The sequence below is a fragment of the Variovorax sp. 770b2 genome, assembly GCF_900115685.1.
Lineage (GTDB): Bacteria > Pseudomonadota > Gammaproteobacteria > Burkholderiales > Burkholderiaceae_C > Variovorax.
Genome location: NZ_FOXJ01000001.1, coordinates 3,137,281 through 3,158,668, shown reverse-complemented (window position 1 = coordinate 3,158,668; position 21,388 = coordinate 3,137,281). Strand labels below are relative to the sequence as shown.

The 21,388-nt window shown below is 67.6% G+C and carries 21 protein-coding genes; 11 read left to right on the top strand and 10 right to left on the bottom strand.

Going from position 1 to position 21,388, the window contains the following annotated elements; genetic code table 11:
* Positions 1–14 precede the first annotated feature (14 nt).
* The 3 genes from BM133_RS14660 to BM133_RS14650 are packed head-to-tail and all read right to left on the bottom strand — an operon-like array spanning position 15 to position 2,330.
* On the bottom strand, positions 15–845 hold the full coding sequence (locus BM133_RS14660) for a BPSS1780 family membrane protein (RefSeq protein ID WP_093434665.1): 831 nt from the start codon (positions 843–845) through the stop codon (positions 15–17).
* Between the two features lie 16 nt (positions 846–861).
* Positions 862–1,911, bottom strand: a complete 1,050-nt coding sequence (locus tag BM133_RS14655; RefSeq protein ID WP_093434663.1) for a homoserine kinase — start codon at positions 1,909–1,911, stop codon at positions 862–864.
* 56 nt (positions 1,912–1,967) lie between these two features.
* Positions 1,968–2,330 carry a hypothetical protein gene (locus tag BM133_RS14650; protein WP_093434662.1) on the bottom strand — a complete coding sequence of 121 codons (363 nt, stop codon included), beginning with the start codon at positions 2,328–2,330 and terminating at the stop codon, positions 1,968–1,970.
* A gap of 97 nt (positions 2,331–2,427) precedes the next feature.
* Between BM133_RS14650 and polA the strand changes: the two genes are divergently transcribed.
* Genes polA through BM133_RS14635 form a run of 3 tightly spaced genes read left to right on the top strand, consistent with a single transcriptional unit; the run spans position 2,428 to position 7,476 of the window.
* Positions 2,428–5,241 carry a DNA polymerase I gene (gene polA / locus BM133_RS14645; protein WP_093434660.1) on the top strand — a complete coding sequence of 938 codons (2,814 nt, stop codon included), beginning with the start codon at positions 2,428–2,430 and terminating at the stop codon, positions 5,239–5,241.
* A gap of 29 nt (positions 5,242–5,270) precedes the next feature.
* Positions 5,271–6,557: a M20/M25/M40 family metallo-hydrolase gene (locus BM133_RS14640; protein WP_093434658.1), complete on the top strand. Its 1,287-nt coding sequence runs from the start codon at positions 5,271–5,273 to the stop codon at positions 6,555–6,557.
* Positions 6,558–6,573: 16 nt separating this feature from the next.
* Positions 6,574–7,476 (top strand): LysR family transcriptional regulator, encoded by a 903-nt coding sequence (locus tag BM133_RS14635; protein WP_093434656.1) that lies wholly within the window; start codon positions 6,574–6,576, stop codon positions 7,474–7,476.
* Here the strand turns inward: BM133_RS14635 and BM133_RS14630 are convergent.
* Positions 7,473–8,084, bottom strand: coding sequence for an FMN-dependent NADH-azoreductase (locus BM133_RS14630; protein WP_177224802.1), 612 nt, complete (start codon positions 8,082–8,084; stop codon positions 7,473–7,475). The two genes, BM133_RS14635 and BM133_RS14630, sit on opposite strands and share 4 nt — an antisense overlap.
* A 148-nt stretch (positions 8,085–8,232) precedes the next feature.
* Here BM133_RS14630 and BM133_RS14625 point away from each other — a divergent pair, with 148 nt between their 5' ends.
* The 3 genes from BM133_RS14625 to BM133_RS14615 all read left to right on the top strand — a co-directional run bounded on the left by BM133_RS14625 (position 8,233) and on the right by BM133_RS14615 (position 10,553).
* Entirely contained in the window at positions 8,233–9,654 is a 1,422-nt protein-coding gene (locus BM133_RS14625) for a MocR-like pyridoxine biosynthesis transcription factor PdxR (RefSeq protein ID WP_093434652.1), read from the top strand.
* A 107-nt stretch (positions 9,655–9,761) separates the two neighbouring features.
* Positions 9,762–10,229 (top strand): carboxymuconolactone decarboxylase family protein, encoded by a 468-nt coding sequence (locus BM133_RS14620; protein ID WP_093434650.1) that lies wholly within the window; start codon positions 9,762–9,764, stop codon positions 10,227–10,229.
* Between the two features lie 3 nt (positions 10,230–10,232).
* Positions 10,233–10,553: a DMT family transporter gene (locus tag BM133_RS14615; protein WP_093434648.1), complete on the top strand. Its 321-nt coding sequence runs from the start codon at positions 10,233–10,235 to the stop codon at positions 10,551–10,553.
* A 10-nt stretch (positions 10,554–10,563) separates the two neighbouring features.
* On the opposite strand, the gene BM133_RS14610 is transcribed toward BM133_RS14615, so the two are convergent.
* A complete protein-coding gene (locus BM133_RS14610) occupies positions 10,564–11,775 on the bottom strand; it encodes a D-amino acid dehydrogenase (RefSeq protein WP_093434646.1) in 1,212 nt (403 codons plus the stop codon).
* Positions 11,776–11,973: 198 nt separating this feature from the next.
* Between BM133_RS14610 and BM133_RS14605 the strand changes: the two genes are divergently transcribed.
* From BM133_RS14605 to BM133_RS14585, 5 genes are all read left to right on the top strand, one after another.
* Positions 11,974–12,864: a transporter substrate-binding domain-containing protein gene (locus BM133_RS14605; RefSeq protein WP_093434644.1), complete on the top strand. Its 891-nt coding sequence runs from the start codon at positions 11,974–11,976 to the stop codon at positions 12,862–12,864.
* Positions 12,865–12,888: 24 nt separating this feature from the next.
* A complete protein-coding gene (locus BM133_RS14600) occupies positions 12,889–13,629 on the top strand; it encodes an aspartate/glutamate racemase family protein (protein ID WP_093434643.1) in 741 nt (246 codons plus the stop codon).
* 139 nt (positions 13,630–13,768) lie between these two features.
* Entirely contained in the window at positions 13,769–14,668 is a 900-nt protein-coding gene (locus BM133_RS14595) for a dienelactone hydrolase family protein (RefSeq protein WP_093434641.1), read from the top strand.
* A 109-nt stretch (positions 14,669–14,777) separates the two neighbouring features.
* A complete protein-coding gene (locus BM133_RS14590) occupies positions 14,778–15,680 on the top strand; it encodes a ZIP family metal transporter (RefSeq protein ID WP_093434640.1) in 903 nt (300 codons plus the stop codon).
* 136 nt (positions 15,681–15,816) lie between these two features.
* Positions 15,817–16,029 carry a hypothetical protein gene (locus BM133_RS14585; RefSeq protein ID WP_093434638.1) on the top strand — a complete coding sequence of 71 codons (213 nt, stop codon included), beginning with the start codon at positions 15,817–15,819 and terminating at the stop codon, positions 16,027–16,029.
* Between the two features lie 6 nt (positions 16,030–16,035).
* Here the strand turns inward: BM133_RS14585 and BM133_RS14580 are convergent, their stop codons facing one another.
* Genes BM133_RS14580 through BM133_RS14560 form a run of 5 tightly spaced genes read right to left on the bottom strand, consistent with a single transcriptional unit; the run spans position 16,036 to position 21,387 of the window.
* Complete coding sequence (locus BM133_RS14580) at positions 16,036–17,493, bottom strand: N-acyl-D-amino-acid deacylase family protein (protein ID WP_093434637.1); 1,458 nt, start codon at positions 17,491–17,493, stop codon at positions 16,036–16,038.
* Positions 17,494–17,509: 16 nt separating this feature from the next.
* The gene (locus BM133_RS14575) at positions 17,510–18,505 is read right to left on the bottom strand and encodes an ABC transporter ATP-binding protein (protein WP_093434635.1); all 996 of its coding nucleotides are present in this window, start codon (positions 18,503–18,505) and stop codon (positions 17,510–17,512) included.
* The gene (locus tag BM133_RS14570) at positions 18,502–19,527 is read right to left on the bottom strand and encodes an ABC transporter ATP-binding protein (protein WP_093435351.1); all 1,026 of its coding nucleotides are present in this window, start codon (positions 19,525–19,527) and stop codon (positions 18,502–18,504) included. The genes BM133_RS14575 and BM133_RS14570 overlap by 4 nt, the downstream gene beginning before the upstream one ends.
* 7 nt (positions 19,528–19,534) lie before the next feature.
* Entirely contained in the window at positions 19,535–20,425 is an 891-nt protein-coding gene (locus BM133_RS14565; protein WP_093435349.1) for an ABC transporter permease, read from the bottom strand.
* A gap of 26 nt (positions 20,426–20,451) precedes the next feature.
* Positions 20,452–21,387, bottom strand: a complete 936-nt coding sequence (locus BM133_RS14560) for an ABC transporter permease (RefSeq protein WP_093434634.1) — start codon at positions 21,385–21,387, stop codon at positions 20,452–20,454.
* Position 21,388: the final 1 nt, after the last annotated feature.

The following is a 21,388-nucleotide window of genomic DNA, read 5'->3' as shown; positions in this document are numbered from 1 at the left end:
CGGACCGACCGCGGTCAGTTTGGATCGAAGCTGTCGCGGAAGGTGAACCAGGTCGAGCTCAGCGACATGGCCGCGAGCACCAGCGCCGTGCCGATCATCAGGATGTTGCCGACCGCTACGGCCGCGCCGCCCGCGCCCAGCGCGCCGACGCCCACCAGCACGGTCGCGACCAGGCCCATGGCGATGCCGGCCAGCAGGAACACGCCGAACCACGCGAGCACGAACAGCGCATAGGCGCCGAAGTTGCGGAACAGCGCGACGATGCTGAAGAAGATGCTCTTGACCGGCTCCACGCGATGCCAGTGCACCAGCGCCGGCGCATGCCACATGGCCAGCGACAGCGGCAGGTTCAGGCACATCAGGAGCACGCGAGCCAGTTGGAAATCGCTGCTGGCCATCACCTCGGGTGTGATCGCGTCGTCCAGCAGGTAGGCACGCATGAGCTGCCCGCCATCGACCAGCGCGGTGACCATCACCGCGAACACGAAGTAAATCGCCGAGATCACGCCCAGCACCACCAGCGAGCGCCACTCGGCGCGCATGGCGCCGAACACCGCCACGAACATCGCGGAGCCCGTGGGCCGCTGCGCATCGCCAGCATGGCCGAGGCCGTCGGCGTTGTCGTCGTAGGCCACCGAGGTCGCCACCATCAGGCCCAGCGTCATGAAGGGCAGGAACACCGGCGCGACGATGCTGCCGATGAGCGGAAGCACCGACACCGTCGAGATCACCGCCATCAGCAGGAAGAACAGCGAGATGAAGGCGAGCGGCTGCCGCCAGAAGGTCTTGAGCCCGGAGCGGACCCATTCGGCGCCGGTTCGCGCCGGCACGAGGTTGAGTTTCATGGGTTCCGGATCGGGATCATGCGGCCATGAGCGGCTCGAGGGCCTGCGCCATGGCATGCGGGTGGGTGGCGCGTTGGCGCAGCACGCGCTCGAAGTGCGTGGGGTCGTGGGGCTTGAGCATGCTGGCCTCGCGCGGCAGGTGGAAGTCCCACAGGCGCGAGATCCAGAAGCGCAGCGCCGCGGCGCGCAGCATCGCGGGCAGCAGGGCGCGCTCGGAGGCGTTCAGCGGGCGCACGGTCTCGTAGGCCGAGAGCAGGGCGTCGGCGCGCCCGGCGTCGTGTACGCCGGTGGCCAGGTCGATCGCCCAGTCGTTCAGGCACACCGAGAGGTCGAAGAGCCAGGTGTCGGTGCCGGCGAAGTAGAAGTCGAACACGCCAGTGAGAAGCGGCGCCGAGCCGGGCTCGCCGCCGGTCGCGAACATCACGTTGTCGCGGAACATGTCGGCGTGCACCGGCCCGCGCGGCAGCGCCGCGTAGGCCGACGATTCGGCGATGTGGTTCTGGTAGGCGAGCTCGGCGCGCAGGAGCGCGGCCTGCGGCTCGTCGATGTAGGGCAGCACCACCGGAACGGTCTCGTTCCACCATGGGAGGCCGCGCAGGTTCGGCTGGATGCGCGGGAAGTCGCGCGCGGCGATGTGCATGCGCGCCAGCATCGCGCCCAGTTCGGCGCAGTGGGCCTGGGTCGGGGCGAGTTCGCTGTGGCCCGACAGGCGCTGCACCAGCGCCGCCGGCTTGCCCGCCACGATGTGCAGCAGCTCGCAGGGCGCATTGGCGGGAACCGTCAGCGCGTGGCCCTTGGGCGCCTGCACCGCAGGGTCGGCCACGGGCTCCGGCACCGGCAGGCCGCGGCCGGCCAGGTGCTTCATGAGACAAAGGTAGTAAGGCAGTTGCTCGGCACTCAGGCGCTCGAACAGCGTGAGCACGAACTCGCCGGACTCGGTGGTCGCGAAGTAGTTGGTGTTCTCGATGCCGCCCTCGATGCCGCGCAGGTCGCGCAGCGCGCCCATGCCCAGGCGCTGGACGAGCGCGTCTGCCTCGCCGAATTCGACTTCGGTAAAAACTGCCATGGGGGTGCTCAGCGAAGAGCCGGAAATGCGGTGAACAGGAGCGGCGAAGGCACGGGTCAGAACTTCATCACGTTCCAGACGCGGGCGCCGGTGCCGGAGGAGTTCGTTTCGTTCCCGCGGGCGGTGCCGGCGTCGTTGGGCAGCACTTCGTAGCCCGGCATGTTCGACTTGGGCTTGACGTTGATGCTCTGCGTGCGGCCGCCGTAGCGGACTTCGTCGACCGAGGCGCCGCTGTCTTCCGTGTGGATGTGCTCGACCTTCTGGTTGCGCCGGCCGTCGGCCTGCTCCTGATTTTGTAGCGGCTCCGCCGGGGCCGGGGTGGCAGCGGGCGCGGTTTGCGCGTGCACGGCGGCGAAGGGGGCTGCAAAGGCCAGCGCCAGCAGGATGCGGCGGGCGATCAGGAGTGTGGAGCTAGGCATGCCTTGATTGTAGGCGCGCCCCCGCGCGAGGGGTGTCGGCGCGCAGCGCATGGCGTCGTGGTTCCAGGCGCCGGTCCGGGCACGGCAAAATGGCCCGATGACCGACAAGAAAACGCTGCTGCTCGTCGATGGCTCGAGCTACCTGTACCGGGCCTTCCACGCCATGCCCGACCTGCGCGCCGTGCCCGGCGATTCGAAGAGCCCCGCCACCGGCGCCATCCGGGGAATGATCAACATGATGACGGCGCTGCGCCGCGAGGTGCGCGCCGACTACGCGGCCTGCATCTTCGATGCGCCCGGCAAGACCTTTCGCGACGACTGGTACCCCGAATACAAGGCCAACCGTTCGCCGATGCCCGACGACCTGCGCAGCCAGATCGACCCCATCCACGAAGTGGTGAAGCTCCTGGGCTGGCCGGTGCTCAGCGTGCCCGACGTGGAAGCCGACGACGTGATCGGCACGCTCGCCAAGATTGCGGCGGCGCAGGGCGTCGAGGTGATCGTCTCCAGCGGCGACAAGGACCTGAGCCAGCTGGTCGACGAACACATCACCATCATCGACACGATGAACGGCAAGAAGCGCGACGTGGCCGGCGTGACGGCCGAGTTCGGCGTGCCGCCGAACCTCATGGTCGACTACCAGACGCTGGTGGGCGATACGGTCGACAATGTGCCCGGCGTCGAGAAGGTCGGCCCCAAGACGGCCGCCAAATGGCTGCTCGAATACGGCTCGCTCGACGCGCTGGTCGAACGAGCCGCCGAAGTGAAGGGCGCCGCCGGCGAGAACCTGCGCAAGGCGCTCGACAAGCTGCCGCTGAGCCGGCGCCTGGTCACCATCCGCACCGACTGCGACCTCGAAGGCCACGTCACCGGCCTGCCGTCGCTCGAAGGCCTGCCGGTCGGCGCGCCGCAGACCGAGGAACTCAAGCCCTTCTACGAGAAGTTCGGTTTCAAGAGCCTCGTCAAGTCGCTCGAAGCGCAGGCGGTTCCGCCCGAGCTGATCGAAGAGAACATCAAGAAGAAGGCCGCCAAGGCCGACACCGACCAGGGCGGCCTGTTCGATGAGCCCGCCGACCTGAGCGCGCTCGATGCCGCCGCGCCCGCGAGCAACCTCAAGTACGACACGATCACCACCTGGGAGCAGTTCGACACCTGGCTCGCCAGGCTCGAAGCCGCAGAGCTCGCGGCGGTCGACACCGAGACCACCTCGCTCGATGAAATGGTCGCGCAGATTGTCGGCGTGAGCTTCAGCGTCGAGCCCGGCGAGGCGGCCTACATTCCGCTCGCGCACAACTACCCCGATGCACCGGCGCAACTGCCCATCGACGAGGTGCTCGCGAAGCTCAAGCCCTGGCTCGAGAACGCCGAGAAGAAAAAGCTCGGCCAGCACATCAAGTACGACCGCCACGTGTTCGCCAACCACGGCATCGAGGTGGAGGGCTACGCGCACGACACCATGCTGCAGAGCTATGTGCTCGAAGTGCACAAGCCGCACGGCCTCGCGAGCCTGGCCGAGCGCCACCTGGGGCGCAGCGGCATCTCCTACGAAGACCTCTGCGGCAAGGGCGCGCACCAGATCTCCTTCAGCCAGGTCGACATCGCCAAGGCGGCCGAATACTCGTGCGAGGACAGCGACCAGACCCTGGACGTGCACCGCACGCTGTGGCCGCAGCTCGAGGCCAACGAGAAGCTGCTCTACGTCTACCAGCTCGAGATGGATTCGAGCGAGGCGCTGTACCGCGTGGAGCGCAACGGCGTGCTGATCGACAGCCCCACGCTCGCCGCGCAGAGCCACGAACTGGGCACGCGCATCATGGCGCTGGAGCAGGAGGCCTACGAGATCGCGGGCCAGCCCTTCAATCTCGGCTCGCCCAAGCAGATCGGCGAAATCTTCTTCACCAAGCTGGGGCTGCCGGTGGTCAAGAAAACGCCGAGTGGCGCGCCCAGCACCGACGAAGAGGTGCTGGAGAAACTGGCGGAAGACTATCCACTCCCCGCCAAGATCCTCGAACACCGCGGCCTCTCCAAGCTCAAGGGCACCTACACCGACAAGCTCGGCCAGCTGGCCAACCCGCGCACCGGCCGCGTCCACACGCACTATGCGCAGGCCGTGGCCGTCACGGGGCGCCTGAGCAGCAACGACCCGAACCTGCAGAACATCCCGATCCGCACCCCCGAAGGGCGCCGCGTGCGCGAGGCTTTCGTGGCACCGGCGGGCAGCGTGATCGCCAGCGCCGACTACTCGCAGATCGAGCTGCGCATCATGGCCCACATCAGCGGCGACGAGTCGCTCCTGCGCGCCTTCACCGAAGGCATCGACGTGCACCGCGCAACGGCGGCCGAAGTGTTCGGCTCCACGCCCGACCAGGTATCGAGCGAGCAGCGCCGCTATGCGAAGGTCATCAACTTCGGCCTCATCTACGGCATGAGCAGCTTCGGCCTCGCGCGCAACCTGGGCATCGAGACCAAGGCCGCGGCGTCGTACATCGAGCGCTATTTCGCGCGCTACCCGGGCGTGAAGGCGTACATGGACGAGACCAAGGCGCTTGCCAAGGAGCAGGGCTATGTGGAGACCGTGTTCGGCCGGCGCCTGTACCTGCCCGAGATCAACTCGCCCAACGGCCCGCGCCGCGGCGGCGCCGAGCGCGCGGCCATCAACGCGCCGATGCAGGGCACCGCGGCCGACCTCATCAAGCTGAGCATGGTGAAGGTACAGAACGTGCTTGACGAAGAGAAGCGCGCCACCAAGATGATCATGCAGGTGCACGACGAACTGGTGTTCGAAGTGCCCGAGGCCGAGGTCGAATGGGTGCGCACCGAAATCCCGCGCCTGATGGCCGGCGTGGCGGCGCTGAAGGTGCCGCTGCTCGCCGAGATCGGCATCGGTCCCAACTGGGACAAAGCCCACTGACGAGACAAGACGAAAGAAGAACCGCATCCATGAAAATCCAGCCTCGCAAATTCCTGCTCGCCGCCGTCTGCGCCGCCTTCCTGGGCACCGCCTTCGCCGCGCCCGATGCCCGCATCGCCTCGCTCGCCGCGAAAGAAAAGCCCGCGCTGCTCGACACGCTCAAGGAGCTGGTCTCCATCGAGTCGGGCAGCCGCGACCTGGAAGGCCTGGAGAAAATCTCCGACCTCATCGCCGCGAAGTTCAAGGCGCTGGGCGGCGAGGTCGAGCTGATCGATCCGAGCGCCGAGGCGTACCGCATGGACGACACGCCCGAGAAGATCGGCCGCGTCGTGCGCGCCACCTTCAAGGGCACGGGCACGAAGAAGATCATGCTCATCGCGCACATGGACACGGTCTACACCGTGGGCATGCTCAACCGGCAGCAGTTCCGCATCGAGGGCGACAAGGCCTACGGCCTGGGCATCGCCGACGACAAGCAGGGCGTGGCGGTCATCACCCACACGGTGGCGATGCTGCAGGCGCTGAAGTTCAAGGAGTACGGCACGCTCACCGTGCTGATCAACGGCGACGAGGAAATCAGCTCGCCGGGCGCACGCGCGCTCATCACGCGGCTGGGCGGCGAGCACGACGCGGTCATGTCGTTCGAAGGCTCCTCCATCAAGGACGACAAGCTTTCGCTCGCGACCGCGGGCATCGCTTCCGTCACCCTGCATGTCGCGGGCAAGGCGTCGCATGCGGGCTCCGCGCCCGAGTTGGGCGTGAATGCGCTGTACGAACTCTCGCACCAGATCCTGCAGATGCGCGATCTCTCGGACCCCGCCACCGGCCTCAAGATGAACTGGACCATCTCGAAGTCGGGCACCAACCGCAACGTGATCCCGGCGTCGGCCACCGCGAGCGCCGACGTGCGCGTGCTCAGGGTCGCCGACTACGACCGCATCGAGCAGCAGGTCAACGAGCGCGTGAAGAAGCAGCTGATTCCCGAGGCCAAGGTCGAGCTGAAGTTCGAGCGCCGCCGTCCGCCGCTCGAAGCCACCGCCGCCTCGGTCGCGTTCGCCAAGCATGCGCAGGCCATCTACAAGGACGAGCTCGGCCGCCCGCTGGGCGCCGACGACAAGGCCGCCGGCGGCGGCACGGATGCCGCCTTCGCCTCGCTCAAGACCAAGGCGCCCGTGGTCGAGCGCTTCGGCCTGCAGGGCTTCGGTGCGCACTCGGCCGATGCCGAATACGTGCTGCTCGATTCGATCGAGCCACGCCTGTATCTCGCCACGCGCATGGTGATGGACATCTCGCGCGGCAAGACCGGCGGCAACTGATCCCCACCACCCGTTCATGCGGCTGCGCCACATCGAGGTCTTCAACGCGATCATGCTGACCGGCAGCGTGAGCGCGGCGGCGCGGCTCATCAACATCACGCAGCCGGCGGTGAGCCGCACCTTGCAGCATGCCGAGCTGCAGCTGGGCTTTCCGCTCTTCCAGCGCGCCAAGGGCCGGCTCTCGCCGACCACCGAGGCGCTCACGCTGTACCCGCACATCGAGCGCCTCTTCGCGCAACTGGACGAAGTGCAGCGGCTGGCGGCCAACCTCAAGGCCGGCAGCGACACGGGCGAGCTGCGCATCCTGAGCGTGCTCGCGCTGAGCTACGAGATCTTGCCGCGCGCGCTCAAGGCCTTCCGCGAAAAGCACCCGGGCTATGCGATCACGGTCGAGTCGCTGCATTCGCCGCAGATCATGTCGGCGCTGCTGCTGCAGGAGGCCGACGTGGGCTTCGTCTTCAGCCCCGCGGTGCATCCCTCGCTCACGCAGGAGACGCTGGCCGACAGCCGCATGGTGTGCATCGCGCCCAAGGGCATGCTGCCGCGCGCGCTGGTGCGCAACGGCTCGGTGGCGCTGCACGACCTGGTCGACCGTCCGGTGATCGGCCTCGACAGCCGCGACCCCGTCGGCACGAGCCTGAGCCAAGCCTGCCGGCAGGCCGGCGTGGGTTTCCAGCAGGCGGTGGTGACGGTGCAGACCTACCACGCGGCGCTCGCCATGGCGCACCACGGCCTGGGCGTGGCGCTGGTCGATGGCTGCACGGCGCGTTCGGCCGATCGCGAGAAGGTCGACGTGCTCACGCTCGAGCCGCACATCCCGGTGCCGGTGCGCGCGCTGCGTTTCACCGGCCGGCCGGACTCGGTGGCGGTGCGCGGCATCACGCGCTGCATGCAGCAGGCGATTCAGGAAACGCTTTAGCCGCGCGGCAAAAAATACGCCTGGAGAGCCTCGTCGGCGTGCATCCTGGACTTCTCGAGAATCTCCGGCCCCAGGCCCGTTCCCTGGACGGAGAAGAAATGCAGGTCCTTCAACCCGATCTGGGCCAGGATGACGGTCAGGTACGGCGTGAGGAAATCCGGCTGCCGCGCGTACTCCCCGGAAAAACTGCCACCCGACGCCACGGCGATGAACACCGGCCGGTCGCGCAGCAGGCCCACCTTGCCGCCCGGGCCCGTGTCGAACGTGCGGCGCGCCCGGACGACATGATCGATCCACGCCTTCAGCGCCGAGGGCACGCCGAGGTTGTGCATCGGCGTTCCGATGACCACGGCATCCGAATCTTCCAGCTCCCGGATCAGTTCATCGGACCGGGCCACGGCCCCGTCTTGCGTGATCCCGGGCGTGGCCGAATGCTGGCCGAGCGCATAGTTCGCGTCGATGTGGGAGAGGGCATTGCCACCGATCACCCGGTCCATCACCGTTGCGGCCGGCTCGCGGCCCATCAGGCGCGCGACGATTTTTCGGGAGAGCCTGTAGCTCTCGGAGGCTTCCCCGCGGGGGCTGCAGACGACATGCAGGATCTTCATGGTGACTACTTCAGGTTCTTGTGAAAGGAGGCAGTCTAGGAAGCGCATGGCCTATGTCATAGATCCATGAATGAAGATTGAGGCTGATCCATAATTTGCCTCACCGCGGCGCGCCCATCCCGGGCGGGCCGATCGAAAAGGCACCGCCATGACCGCCGGCAAGACCAGCAACATCCCGCCCCTGGACCCCAGCGCGGCCGAGCCTTTCTACCGCCAGATCTACGAGCGCTTTCGCAGCGCCATCGCCAGCGGGCTGCTCAAGCCGGGCGACCGGATTCCTTCGGCGCGTGCGCTGACGAAAGAACTGGGCCTGGCACGAGGCACCATCGAGACCGCGTATTCGCTGCTGGCGGCCGAGGGGTACATCCAGGCCCGCGGCCAGGCCGGCACCATCGTCACGCCGGGCCTGAAGCCGCGCACGCCCGTGGCCACCCCGCCGCCCGTGATCGACACCGGGACTTCCTCGATCGGCTTTCGTCCGTATTCGATCCTTCCGTTCCAGATGGGCTTGCCTGCGCTGGACGAATTTCCCCGAAAGATCTGGGCCCGCCTCGGGGCGCGGTGCGCGCGCGCCATGCAGCCGTCCGACATGACGCACCCCTCCGTCTTCGGGCAGCCGATGCTGCGCGCGGAAATCGCCGCGTACCTGCAGATGTCGCGTGGCATCCACTGCACGGCATCGCAGGTGTTCGTGACCTCGGGATACCGTCACAGCATCGAGCTCGTCGCCCTTGCGCTGCTCAAGGCGGGAGACCGGGTGTGGCTTGAAGACCCGGGCTATCCGCCCACGCGCGAGCTGCTCGCGCAGATGCACATCGCGACCGTTCCGGTGCCGGTGGACGCGGACGGCATGGTCATTGCCGAGGGCATCCGGTCGGCGCCGCGTGCGCGCATGGCCGTGGTCACGCCGGCGCACCAGAGCCCGCTGGGCGTGTCCCTGTCGCTGCAGCGGCGCCTGGCGCTGCTGGACTGGGCGGGGCGGAACAACGCGTGGATCGTGGAGGACGACTACGATGGCGAGTACCGCTACGTGAGCCGCCCGCTGCCCGCGCTCAAGAGCCTGGACCGCGACGGGCGCGTGCTCTATGCGGGCACTTTCAGCAAGGTGCTTTTTCCGAGTCTCCGGCTGGCCTATCTCGTGGTGCCGCAGCCGCAGGTCGAGCGCTTCGAGCAGATCGTCCAGACCTTTGCCGGCGGCAGCCCCGAGCTCACGCAGTCCATCGTCACGGCCTTCATCAAGGAGGGGCACTTCGCGCGCCACATCCAGCGGATGCGCAAGCTCTACGCCGAGCGACGCGAGGCGACGAGCGCGGGCCTGGCAAGCGTGCTGGGCCAACGCGTGCGCATCGACGCACTGCCCGGCGGCATGCACCTCATCTTGCGGCTGACAGGCCGCCAGTCGGACCGCAAGCTCATGCTGCGCATGCGGGAGGACGGCCTCTTCGCCGAGGCGCTGTCGGAATGGCAGCAGATCGGAAAAGGCCCCTCTGCCTTGCTCGTCAACTTCACGAACATCGACTCCCGGGCCACGGCCGAGAAGCTGGGCAAGCGCATCCTGGCCTTGATGTGATCCGCAAGATCATGGCCTAGAACCGAATGCCGTTCATGGCTCTTCTGGACTGGACCAAGATATCCGACGATAGAGTCCTTCTCAACCAGCACACGCAAGGACTCCCCATGAGCAATCGCATCGACTACGCCAAGATTTCGCCCGACGTCTACAAAGCCTTCGGCGGGGTATACGTCGCCGTCCAGAAAAGCGGCCTGCCCAAGCAACTGGTCGATCTCGTCTACCTGCGGGTGTCGCAGATCAACGGCTGCGCCTACTGCATCGACATGCATTCGCGCGACCTGCTCAAGTCCGGCCTCGCGGTCGACAAGCTCGTGCTGGTGCCCGTGTGGCACGACGCGGGCGCGGTGTTCAGTGCGCGCGAACGCGCGGCGCTCGCCTGGGCGGAAACCGTGACGCGGGTCGCCGAAACGGGCGTGCCAGACACCGACTACGAAGCCGCCTCCGCCGAGTTCGGCGACAAGGAACTGGCCGACCTCACCTACGCGATCGGCCTGATGAACGCCTTCAACCGCTTCGGCGTCACCTTCCGCTCGACGCCCGCGGCCACGGTTGCTGCTGCGGCCGAGGCCTGAGCCATGGCTTGGGCATTGCTCGGCGTCGCAGGCCTTCTTGAAATCGTCTTCGCGTTTGCCATGAAATCGTCCGAAGGCTTCACGCGGCTGGTGCCCGCGCTGTTCACGGTCGGTGCGGGCCTCTCCAGCGTGGTGCTCCTGTCGCTCTCGATGCGCACCTTGCCGATGGGCACGGGCTATGCGGTCTGGACCGGCATCGGCGCGGCGGGCACGGCGATCGTCGGCGTGCTGGTGATGGGCGACTCGGCCGCGCCGATGCGGCTCTTGTGCATCGCGCTCATCCTGGCGGGCGTCATCGGGCTGAAGCTGGTCTCCAGCAACTGAGAAGGCGAGTTCAGGCCGGCAGCGCCTGCCCGATCTTCAGCGCCGAGCCGAAGGCCAGCGTGAAGCCCAGCGCGCCGTGGCCGGTGTTGAACAGCATGTTCGACGGCGCGCTGTCCAGCCGGCCGATGATCGGCAACCCCTTCGGCGTGGCCGGCCGCATGCCGGTCCACGGGTGCAGTTCTTCCAGCCGGCTCGCATGCGGGAACACCGCGCGCGTCGCGGCGGCCAGCGTCTCGATGCGCGTCGCCGGAATGCTCGCGTCGTGTCCCACCAGCTCTGCCATGCCCGCCACGCGCAGGCGCGAGCCGATGCGCGCGAACACCACCTTGCGGGCGCTGTCGGTCACGTTCACGCTGGGCGCCGCGCCGGGCGAGGGATCGACCTCCACCGTGATGCTGTAGCCCTTGAGCGGATACACCGGCAGGTACGCGCCCAGCGCGCGGCCGAGCTTGTGCGAGGCCGAGCCCAGTGCCATCACGAAGGCATCGGCCTCGATGTCGCCTTCGCTCGAATTCACCGCGGCCACCCGTGCGCCGTTGTGCGCAAACCCGTGCACGTCGGTGCCGAGCAGAAAGCGCACGCCGCGCGCGCGCAATGCGCCCATGAGTTCGGCGCACACCTTGAGGCAATCGGCCGCGCATTCGCTGGGCGTGTAGACGGCACCCGCGATCTGGCCGCGGTAGCTCGCGAGCGCGGGCTCGATGACCACGCACTCCTGCGGCGTGACCATGCGCTGCTGGCTGCCCATGGTGCGCTGCAGTTCGAGCTGCGCGCGCGCGCCTTCGAGCGACGACGCATTGCCGTAGAGCACCAGCTTGCCGGTGGCCGAGAAATCGCAGTCGGGCGAGAGCTCCGCGCGCATGGCCTCGAACTCCACGCGGCTCGATGCGGCCAGCGCGAGCAGTTGCGAGGTGGTGTCGCGCGAGGTCTCTGCATTGCAGGCGGCCAGAAATTCGAGCCCCCAGCGCCACTGCAGCGGATCGAGCTGGGGCCGCAGCTTGAGCGGCGAACTCGGCGACAGCAGCAACTTGGGCAGTTGCCGCCAGATCGACGCGTCGGCCAGCGGCTGCACGTACGAGTAGCTGAGCTGGGCGCCATTGCCGCCGCTCGCGCCGGCGCCCGGCGTCGCGCGATCTATCACCGTGACCTGATGACCCCGGCGTTCGAGTTGCCAGGCAGTTGCCAGGCCCACGATGCCGGCACCGAGCACACACACATGCATGAAGGCAACTTTCCGGGAGTGAAGATAAAACAAGAGATTGCTTGCGACTGTAGGGGTGCCCCGCGCCGCCCGGAAATGCCAAAAGAACCCCCGCCCATAACCTTTGGGCATGACCCCGGGGTTATTTGGAATTGTCGCGATGTGTCACTCCTTCTTACACTGCGCTTCTCTGTTCAATCCAACCGAATGAAGGCTCGAATGAAACTCTCCGTTTTGATGGCATCCATGGCTGCCGCGGTGCTCTTTACCGCCACCGGCGCGCAAGCCGCCGACACGCTCGCCAAGATCGCCGAGTCCGGCAAGATCACGCTCGCCTACCGCGAGTCGTCGGTGCCCTTCAGCTACCTGGACGGCCCCAACAAGCCGATCGGGTTCTCGGTGGAACTCTCCAACGCCGTGGTCGAAGCGGTGAAGAAGAAGCTGAACAAGCCCAACCTGCAGGTCTCGCTGATGGCGGTCACCTCGCAGAACCGCATTCCGCTGATCACTAACGGCACGGTCGACCTGGAGTGCGGCTCCACCACCAACAACAGCGCGCGCGGCAAGGACGTGGCCTTCGCGGTCAATCACTTCTACACGGGCACGCGGCTCCTCGCGAAGAAGTCCTCCAAGATCAAGGACTACGCCGACCTCGCCAAGAAGACCGTGGCCAGCACCACCGGCACCACCAACGCGCTGGTCATGCGCAAGTACAACGCCGAGAAGAACCTCGGCATGGACATCGTGCTCGGCAAGGACCACGCCGATGCGTTCCTGCTGGTGGAAAGCGACCGCGCCGTGGCCTTCGCCATGGACGACATCCTGCTGTTCGGCCTGATCGCCAACTCCAAGAACCCCGCCGACTACGAAGTGGTGGGCGAGTCGCTGCAGGTCGAGCCCTACGCCTGCATGCTGCCCAAGGACGACCCGGCCTTCAAGAAGCTGGTGGACGACACCTTCACCAACATGATGAAGAGCGGCGAGTTCGAGAAGCTCTACACCAAGTGGTTCATGCAGCCGATCCCGCCGAAGAACGTGCCGCTGAACCTGCCGATGAGCGATCAGCTGAAAGAAAACCTCAAGGCCTTCAGCGATAAACCAGCGACCTGACCGGATCGCAAAGAGAGACAAGACATGGTCGCAGCAACGCAGGTCGTCGGCATCCTCGGGGGCATGGGCCCCGCGGCGGGGGCCGACTTCGTCCGGCTCTTCGTGCAGGCCTGCGCGCAGCAGATGCGCGCACGCGGCGAGCCGGTGCGCGACCAGTCCTTTCCCGAACACTGGCTCGCGCAGGTGCCGGTGCCCGACCGCAGCGGCGCGCTGGCCTCGGATGCGAGCGGCGCGCACCAGCCGCTCGAACCGATGCTGCAGGCGCTGGGCCGGCTGGCCGCGCTCGGGAGCCGCGCCGTGGCCATCGCCTGCAACACCGCGCATGCCTGGCACGGCAACCTGCAGGCGCGTTTTCCGCAGGTCGAGCTGCTGCACATGGCGCGCGAGACCGCGCAGCAACTGGCCGCAGAGGGCGCGACCGAGGTGGCGCTGATGGCCACCGAGGGCACCTACCGCATACGGCTCTACGAGGAGGCGCTGGCCGAAGCCGGGCTCGGCTGCCACGTGCCGCTGGCCGATGAGCGCCAGACCATCATGCGGGGCATCTTCGACGGCGTGAAGGCCGGCAACATGCCGCTCGCGCAGCAGTGCTTCTCGGAGGTCGCGCTGCGGCTGGCCGAGCGGCACGGGCCCGTCGCCATCATCATGGGCTGCACCGAGGTGCCGTTGGGGCTGCAGGGTTCGGCCGCGGTGGCCGGGCTGAGCCTGGTCGATCCGGCGCAGGTACTGGCGGCCGCGTTGGCACGCCGGGCATACGGGGCGTAGCGGGCGTAGCGAGCAGAGGCGCAGGCGCAACCCCACTGAATTTCCGGTCATAGAGGCGCACGCGGATTTCGCCTACATTGCGGCGTGCGTTTTTTCGCGCAGCGCCCCCTTGTCCGACGATTCAACTGGAGCCCCTCCAATGTCCCAACTCGACGACAGCCGTTCCGACTTCGATTCGCTTCGCCCCGGCGACAGCACCGAGCAGGGCGCCACGCGCCGCACCGCCCTGAAGGCGGCCATCGGCGTCGGTTACGCAGCCGCCGTGATGCCGGTGATGGCGCAGACCGCCATCAGCACCTCGGCCGAAGGCCTGAAGGCCGGCCCGATCAAGTACACCGTCAACGGCTTCGAGGTGCCCGCCTATGCCGCCGCGCCCGCCGGCAAGACCGGCCTGCCGGTGATTTTGGTGATCCAGGAAATCTTCGGCGTCCACGAATACATCGCCGACACCTGCCGCCGCTTCGCCAAGCTGGGCTACCTGGCCATCGCGCCCGAGCTCTATGCGCGCCAGGGCGATCCGCGCGGCTACACCGACATTCCGAAGCTGCAGGCCGACATCGTCGGCAAGGTGCCCGATGCGCAGGTCATCGCCGACCTGGACGGGGCGCTCGCCTATGCCAAGGCCAACGGCGGCGACACCAGCAAGGCCGGCATCACCGGTTTCTGCTGGGGCGGGCGCATCGTCTGGCTCTATGCCGCCACCGGCAAGGTCAAGGCCGGCGTGGCCTGGTACGGCCGGCTGGTCGGGCAGGCGAGCGAACTGCAGCCGAAACACCCCATCGACATCGCCGCCAGCCTGCAGGCGCCGGTGCTCGGCCTCTACGGCGGAAAAGACCAGGGCATCCCCCTTGACACGGTTGATAAGATGAAAGCTGCTCTGGCCACTGGAACTGCAGCGGCCAAGGCTTCGAGCTTCGTCGTGTATCCCGAAGCAGGCCACGCGTTCCATGCCGACTATCGCCCCAGCTACGTCAAGAGCGCAGCAGACGACGGATGGCAGCGCGCCACCGCCTGGTTCAAAGCCAATGGCGTCGCCTGACGACGGCGCCTGGTAGCCACTCCCCGCCGAAGGCCGTCCTGTGTGACGGCCTTTTCCTTTTTATGAACGGCATGCGGTCCTCGCGACCACTCTTCTTGCGCAAGCAGCTATGAATTTGATAGTCATCATCGCGGCGACCCTGGTCGCCGGCATCGGAAGCGTCTGGCTGGCAGCGTTGCTGCTGCGCGTGGGCGTACGCAGCGGCTCCGGCGGGGTGAACCCGCAGCACCTCTTGAGCCTGGCGGCGGGCGCGCTGCTGGCCACCGCCTTCATGCACCTCTTGCCCGAGGCCTTCGAAAGCCGCATCGAGCCGGCGCTGCTGTTCGCGGTGCTGCTGTTCGGCCTCGTGTTCTTCTTCCTGCTCGACAAGGCGGAGCTCTGGCACCACGGGCACGAGCATCACCATGGCAACACCCACGAAGGGCCGGATGCGCACAAGGGCCATGACCATGGTCACGACCACGACCATCACGGCCATGCACACGGCCACGCGCCCAAGGGCGGCGGTAGCTGGGCCGTGCTCACCGGCGACAGCGTGCACTGCTTCGGCGACGGCATCCTGATCGCCTCGGCCTTCATCGCCGACATGCGCCTGGGCCTCGTGGCCGCCATCGCCGTGCTCGCGCACGAGGTGCCGCACCACATCGGCGACCTCGTGGTGCTGCGCCAGAGCTCGGCCAACCAGCGCGCGGCGCTCGTCAAGGTGTCGCTCGCCGGCACCATGACCATGCTGGGCGGCATCGCCGGCTGGTGGCTGGTCGACCAGTTGCACAGCTGGCTGCCCTACTTCCTGGTGCTGGCCGGCAGCAGTTTTGTCTACGTGGCACTGGCCGACCTGATTCCACAACTGCAAAAACGCCTGCCCGCCCGCCAGACCGCCGCGCAGGTGCTGTGGCTGGTCGCGGGCATCGTGCTGGTCACGCTGGTGAGCCGGCTCGCGCACGGCGAGCATGGACATGACCATGGCCACGACGCGGGACACGGCGAAACCGGCCACGTCCACAAGGACTGACGGCGGGGCTCGCAGGGAAGGCGCGCGCAGGGCGGGAAACTTTCCGACACCGACGCTGCCGATCGGATGAGCCGGAACGGCCGAAACAGGCGCACCATAGGGGGCCGTACAGCATTCATCTGCCGAGGAGCCGATCATGAATCACGTCGACGCCACCGCGCGTTCCGCCTCGCCATCCGAAGACGATGACGACAACAGGCCAGCCGACGATTTCGAGGAAACCGACAGCGACATCACCGACGACCTCTCGGAAGAAACCGGCATCGATCTCACCGATGCCAGCGAACTCGATGCCGACAACGTCCCCGCGGACGAAGAGTTCGACCGCGTGATGAACGCCCCGGACTGACCCCCGTCAGGCCGCGTCGCGCCGCACGATCACCTGCCCGTTGCGCGCACCGCTGTGCACGCCGTGCTGCCAGGTGAGGGCGCCGTTCACGATCACCGCATCGATGCCTTCGGCCGGCTGCGTCGGCGTTTCGTAGTTCGCGGTGTCGCGCACCGTGGCCGCGTTGAAGATCACCACGTCGGCGTGGTGCCCCGGCTTCAGCGTGCCGCGCTCGTGCAGGCCGAAGTTGCGCGCGGTGAGACCCGTCATCTTCCACACCGCAGTCTCCAGCGGGAACAGACCCACATCACGGCTGTAGTGCCCGAGCACGCGCGGGAAGGTACCCCACAGGCGCGGATGCGGCTTCTCGCCGAGCGGGATGCCGTCGGAGCCGATCATGGTGTCGTCGAACGCGAGGATGCGTTGCACGTCGTCCTCGTCCATCATGAAATAGATCGCGCTGCCCGGTTGCAGGCGTTTGGCCGCCTCTTCGCCCGACACGCCCCATTCGGCCGCGATGTCCTTCAGGTCCCGGCCCGCGCATTCGGGGTGCGGCACGCTCGATGCGATGAGCACGCGGCCGTCCATCATCCCGCGGTCGGTGCGGATCATGGTGGAGCCTGCGGTGTACGGATAGCAGTCCAGGCCGATGCACTGGTGCTGCATCGCTTCCTTGATGAAGGGCAGCGTCACCTTCGTCTTGCCGAAGTTCTGTGCGTTCTGCACCTTGTGGTGCGATACCACTACCGGAATGTCGAGTGCGCGGCCGATGTGGAAGGTTTCTTCGAGCGACTCCATCACGCGGTCGCTCTCGTCGCGCATGTGGGTCACGTAGAGCGCCTTGCGCGCTGTGAGCGGACGGCCGACTTCGATGATCTCCTCGGTCGTCGCCTTCACTGCGGGCGGGTAGAAGGTGCCGGTGGAAAGACCGATGGCGCCGGCCTGCATCGCTTCCTCGACCAAGGCCTGCATCGCGGCGATTTCAGCTTCGTTCGCAGGACGATCGAGGTCGGACATCACCACCGCACGCAGCGTCGAATGCCCCACCATCGCGGCCACGTTCACCGACGACGGCGTGGCGCGCAGCGCATCGAGGTATGCAGCGAACGTGGTGAAGCGGCCCTCGGCCGGCGTGTCCAGCAGGCTCAGCGGCATCGGCAGGTCCATGTCCACGCGCAGCGGCGCGGCACTGATGCCGCAGTTGCCGGCCACCACCGTGGTCACGCCCTGCGACACCTTGAACGGCATCTGCGCCTGCGAGAGCACGGCCTGGTCGTCGTGCGTGTGCGAATCGATGAAGCCCGGCGCGACGATGCGGCCGGTGGCGTCCAGCGTCTTGTCGGCGGTGTGGCCGGCGAGCTGGCCGATGGCGGCGATGCGGCCGCCCATGATGCCGACGTCGGCATCGAAGCGCGGTGCCTTGGTGCCGTCGATCACGGTGCCGCCGCGGATCAGCAGGTCGTAGTGGGGTGTCTTGTCGGTCATCGGTGGGGTTCTTTCTTCAACGGAAATGGCAGGCGACCAGGTGCGTGCCGGTGCCGCCGTTCGAGGACGAAGGGCGTTCGCTCAGCTCGGGCGTCTTCTCCTTGCACACAGCCTGCGCCATCGGGCAGCGCGTGTGGAAGCGGCAGCCCGAAGGCGGATTCGCGGGGCTCGGCGGATCGCCCTGCAGCAGCATGCGGCGCGCGGGCGTGCGCGGGTTGGGCACGGGCACGGCCGACAGCAGGATCTCGGTGTACGGATGCAGCGGCGCGGAGAACAGCGTGTTCCGGTCCGCGATCTCCACGATGTGCCCGAGGTACATCACCGCCACGCGGTGGCTGATGTGCCGCACCACCGCGAGGTCGTGCGCGACGAAGAGGTACGCGATGCCGAACTCCGCCTGCAGGTCCATCAGCAGGTTTACCACCTGCGCCTGCACCGACACGTCGAGCGCGGACACCGGCTCGTCGCAGACGATGAGCTTCGGGTTCAGCGCCAGTGCGCGCGCGATGCCCAGGCGCTGCCGCTGGCCGCCGGAGAACTCATGCGGGAATTTCTTCGCCGCCTCAGGCCTGAGGCCCACGCGCGAGAACAGCCATTGCACGCGCTCGCGTCGTTCAGCCGCAGCGCCCATGCCGAAGTTGCGCAGCGGCTCGGCCACGATGTCGCCGGCCGTGAGGCGCGGGTTCAGCGAGGCATACGGGTCCTGGAAAATGATCTGCAGCTGGCGGCGGCGCAGCCGCATCTCGTTGGCCGAGAGCGTCAGCAGTTCCTCGCCATCGAGCGCCACCGACCCCGAGGTCGGCTCGACCAGCCGCATCACTGATTTCGCGGTCGTCGTCTTGCCGCAGCCCGACTCGCCGACCAGCGACAGCGTTTCGCCACGCGCGACCGAAAACGACACCCCATCGACGGCTTGGATCGCCGGCTTCGCGGGCCGCAGCCAGCGCTTGGGCGAGATGTAGTGCTTGCGCAGGTCGCGCACCTGGAGCAGCGGGGCTGCGGTCGTCGTCATGCGGTCACCTCTGCATCGGCCCATTGTTCTTCGACGGCAAAGCACGCCACCACGTGGTCCCCGCCTTGCTGCGTGAGCTGCGGCGTCTCGACGCGGCAGCGCTCGCGCGCATGGCTGCAGCGCGCGGCGAAGGCGCAGCCGCGCCCCAGTTCGTGCGCGGCCGGCACCAGGCCCGGAATTTCCGTGAGCCGCGCGCTCGCCGTGTTCATCGCCGGCATCGAGGCCATCAGCGCGCGCGTATACGGATGCAGCGGCCGGTCGAAGAGATCGATCACGTCGGCCTCCTCGACCTTCTTGCCCGCATACATCACGACCACGCGGTCGCAGCTTTCGGCCACCACGCCCAGGTCGTGCGTGATCATCACCACGCCCATGCCCAGCTCCTTCTGCAGCCGGCGGATGAGGTCGAGGATCTGCGCCTGGATCGTCACGTCGAGAGCGGTCGTCGGCTCGTCCGCGATCAGCACCTCGGGGTTGCAGGCCAGCGCCAGCGCGATCATCACGCGCTGCCGCATCCCGCCCGAGAGCTGGTGCGGGTACTCGTTCACGCGCCGCTCGGGCTCGGGGATCTGCACCACGCGCAGCATTTCGACCGCGCGCTGCATCGCCTCGGCGCGGCTGGCCTTCTGGTGCAGCTGCACCGTCTCGGCGATCTGCCGGCCCACGGTGAGCACCGGGTTCAGCGAGGTCATCGGCTCCTGGAAGATCATCGAGATGCGGTTGCCGCGGATCTGCCGCATCTCGCGCTCGCTCAGCTGCATGAGGTCGGTGCCGCGCAGGCGCACGGCGCCCATGTGGCGCCCGGGTGGCGTGGGCACGAGCCGCAGGATCGAGAGCGCCGTCACGCTCTTGCCGCAGCCCGATTCGCCCACCACGCCGAGCGTGCGGCCCGCGCGCACCGTGTACGAGACACCATCGACCGAACGCACCACGCCGTTCAATGTGTGGAAGTGCGTGCGCAGGTTGTCGACTTCGAGCAAGGGCTCGCCGGGGGCGAGCGCGACATGGGACATGGGCTTCATGGTGCGCTCACAGTTGCCGAGCGAGACGCGGATCGAGCGCATCGCGCAGGCCGTCGCCCAGCAGGTTGATCGCCAGCACCGTGGCCGCCAGCAGCAGCCCCGGGTACAGGATGATGTGGAACGCCACCGCCACGAAGTTGCGGCCCTCGGCCATCATGTTGCCCCAGCTGGGCGTTTGTGCGGGCACGCCCACGCCGAGGAAGGAGAGCGCCGCTTCGGTCAGCACCGCGGCGGCCGCGACGAAGGTCGATTGCACGATCAGCGGTGCCACCATGTTGGGCAGCACGTGGCGAAACAGGATGACAGGCAGCCGCGTGCCCACCGCATGCGCGGCTTCCACGTAGAGTTGCTCCCGCAGCGTGAGCGCCAGCGAGCGCACCAGCCGCACCACGCGCGGAATCTCGGGCACCGTGATGGCGACGATCACCGTCGTGAGGCTGGCGCGCGTCACCGCCATGAGCGCGATGGCCAGCAGGATGCCGGGAATGGCCATGAGCCCGTCCATCACCCGCATCACCGGCCCGTCGGCCCAGCGCACGAAGCCCGCGAACAGGCCGATCAGCACGCCGAACACCGTCGCCAGCACCGCGACCGAGGCGCCGACGATCATCGACACCTGCCCGCCCCACACCGCGCGGCTGAACACGTCGCGGCCCAGCGCGTCGGTGCCGAACCAGTGCTCGACCGATGGCACCTGCATGCGCGCGAGCGGGTCGATGTCCTGCGGGTCGTGCGTGGCGATCCACGGCGCGGCGATGGAGAGCGCTGCCACGGCGATCAGGAGCAGCGCGCCGACGATCAGCGTCGGGTGCTTGCGCACCCAGCGCCAGCGCGGCGGCACGAAGGGCGCTTCGTCGGCCGGGGCCGCGTGTGCGGCAGGAAGGGGGAGGTCACTCATCGGGAGTACGGTGGACATGGGCTCATCTAGTACTGGATGCGCGGATCGAAGAGCCTGTAGCTCAGGTCGATCAGCAGGTTGATCAGCACGTACACGCCCGCCGACAGCAGCAGCACGCTCTGGATCACCGGGTAGTCGTGGCGCTGCACCGAGTCGATGACCAAGCGCCCCACGCCCGGAATGGCGAACACCGTCTCGGTGACCACCACGCCGCCGATCAGCAGCGCAATGCCCACGCCGATGGTGGTCGCGATGGGGATCGCCGCATTGCGCAGCGCATGCCCCAGCACCGGCAACACGCCCAGGCCCTTGGCGCGCGCGGTGCGGATGTAGTCCTCGTGCAGCACTTCGAGCACCGTGGCGCGCGTCATGCGCGTCACCAGCGCGATGTACACCAGCGCCAGGTTCACGCACGGCAGCACCAGCGAGCGCAGCCACTCGCCCGGTCCCTCCGCAAAGCGAACGTAGCCCTGCACCGGAAACCACGGCAGCTGGATCGCGAACGCATAGATCAGCAGATAGCCCACGAGAAACACCGGCACCGAGAACGCGAGCACTGCGAACACCATCACCAGCCGGTCGACCCAACTGCCCGCGCGGTAGGCCGCGAGCGTGCCCAGCGGCACCGCCACCACCAGCGTGATGAGCATGGTGAGCGCGGCGATCGACACCGTGGGCTCCAGCCGCTGGCCCAGCAGCTGCGACACCGGCACCTGCGTGAAGATCGAGGTGCCCAGGTCGCCGGTGAAGAGCTTGCCCAGCCACAGCGCGAACTGCTGCCACAGCGGCAGGTTCAACCCGAGCGCGGCGCGCAGCTTCTCGATGTCTTCCACGCTCGCGAGGTCGCCCGCAATCAGCGCGGCCGGATCGCCCGGCGACAGGTGGATCAACAGAAAGACCACCACGGCCACCACCGCCATGACGGGAAGCGTCGAGAGAAAGCGTCGAACGATGTAGCCCATG

Excerpts from the sequence above, each read along its gene's own strand:
- BM133_RS14630 (WP_177224802.1), bottom strand. The coding sequence starts at position 8,084 with ATGAAGATCCTGCATGTCGTCTGCAGCCCCCGCGGGGAAGCCTCCGAG.
- BM133_RS14655 (WP_093434663.1), bottom strand. The coding sequence starts at position 1,911 with ATGGCAGTTTTTACCGAAGTCGAATTCGGCGAGGCAGACGCGCTCGTC.
- BM133_RS14650 (WP_093434662.1), bottom strand. The coding sequence starts at position 2,330 with ATGCCTAGCTCCACACTCCTGATCGCCCGCCGCATCCTGCTGGCGCTG.
- BM133_RS14590 (WP_093434640.1), top strand. The coding sequence starts at position 14,778 with ATGAATTTGATAGTCATCATCGCGGCGACCCTGGTCGCCGGCATCGGA.
- BM133_RS14625 (WP_093434652.1), top strand. The coding sequence starts at position 8,233 with ATGACCGCCGGCAAGACCAGCAACATCCCGCCCCTGGACCCCAGCGCG.
- BM133_RS14620 (WP_093434650.1), top strand. The coding sequence starts at position 9,762 with ATGAGCAATCGCATCGACTACGCCAAGATTTCGCCCGACGTCTACAAA.
- BM133_RS14560 (WP_093434634.1), bottom strand. The coding sequence starts at position 21,387 with ATGGGCTACATCGTTCGACGCTTTCTCTCGACGCTTCCCGTCATGGCG.
- BM133_RS14585 (WP_093434638.1), top strand. The coding sequence starts at position 15,817 with ATGAATCACGTCGACGCCACCGCGCGTTCCGCCTCGCCATCCGAAGAC.
- BM133_RS14595 (WP_093434641.1), top strand. The coding sequence starts at position 13,769 with ATGTCCCAACTCGACGACAGCCGTTCCGACTTCGATTCGCTTCGCCCC.
- BM133_RS14600 (WP_093434643.1), top strand. The coding sequence starts at position 12,889 with ATGGTCGCAGCAACGCAGGTCGTCGGCATCCTCGGGGGCATGGGCCCC.
- BM133_RS14605 (WP_093434644.1), top strand. The coding sequence starts at position 11,974 with ATGAAACTCTCCGTTTTGATGGCATCCATGGCTGCCGCGGTGCTCTTT.
- BM133_RS14610 (WP_093434646.1), bottom strand. The coding sequence starts at position 11,775 with ATGCATGTGTGTGTGCTCGGTGCCGGCATCGTGGGCCTGGCAACTGCC.
- BM133_RS14635 (WP_093434656.1), top strand. The coding sequence starts at position 6,574 with ATGCGGCTGCGCCACATCGAGGTCTTCAACGCGATCATGCTGACCGGC.
- BM133_RS14580 (WP_093434637.1), bottom strand. The coding sequence starts at position 17,493 with ATGACCGACAAGACACCCCACTACGACCTGCTGATCCGCGGCGGCACC.
- polA (WP_093434660.1), top strand. The coding sequence starts at position 2,428 with ATGACCGACAAGAAAACGCTGCTGCTCGTCGATGGCTCGAGCTACCTG.
- BM133_RS14570 (WP_093435351.1), bottom strand. The coding sequence starts at position 19,527 with ATGAAGCCCATGTCCCATGTCGCGCTCGCCCCCGGCGAGCCCTTGCTC.
- BM133_RS14565 (WP_093435349.1), bottom strand. The coding sequence starts at position 20,425 with ATGAGTGACCTCCCCCTTCCTGCCGCACACGCGGCCCCGGCCGACGAA.
- BM133_RS14575 (WP_093434635.1), bottom strand. The coding sequence starts at position 18,505 with ATGACGACGACCGCAGCCCCGCTGCTCCAGGTGCGCGACCTGCGCAAG.
- BM133_RS14640 (WP_093434658.1), top strand. The coding sequence starts at position 5,271 with ATGAAAATCCAGCCTCGCAAATTCCTGCTCGCCGCCGTCTGCGCCGCC.
- BM133_RS14660 (WP_093434665.1), bottom strand. The coding sequence starts at position 845 with ATGAAACTCAACCTCGTGCCGGCGCGAACCGGCGCCGAATGGGTCCGC.
- BM133_RS14615 (WP_093434648.1), top strand. The coding sequence starts at position 10,233 with ATGGCTTGGGCATTGCTCGGCGTCGCAGGCCTTCTTGAAATCGTCTTC.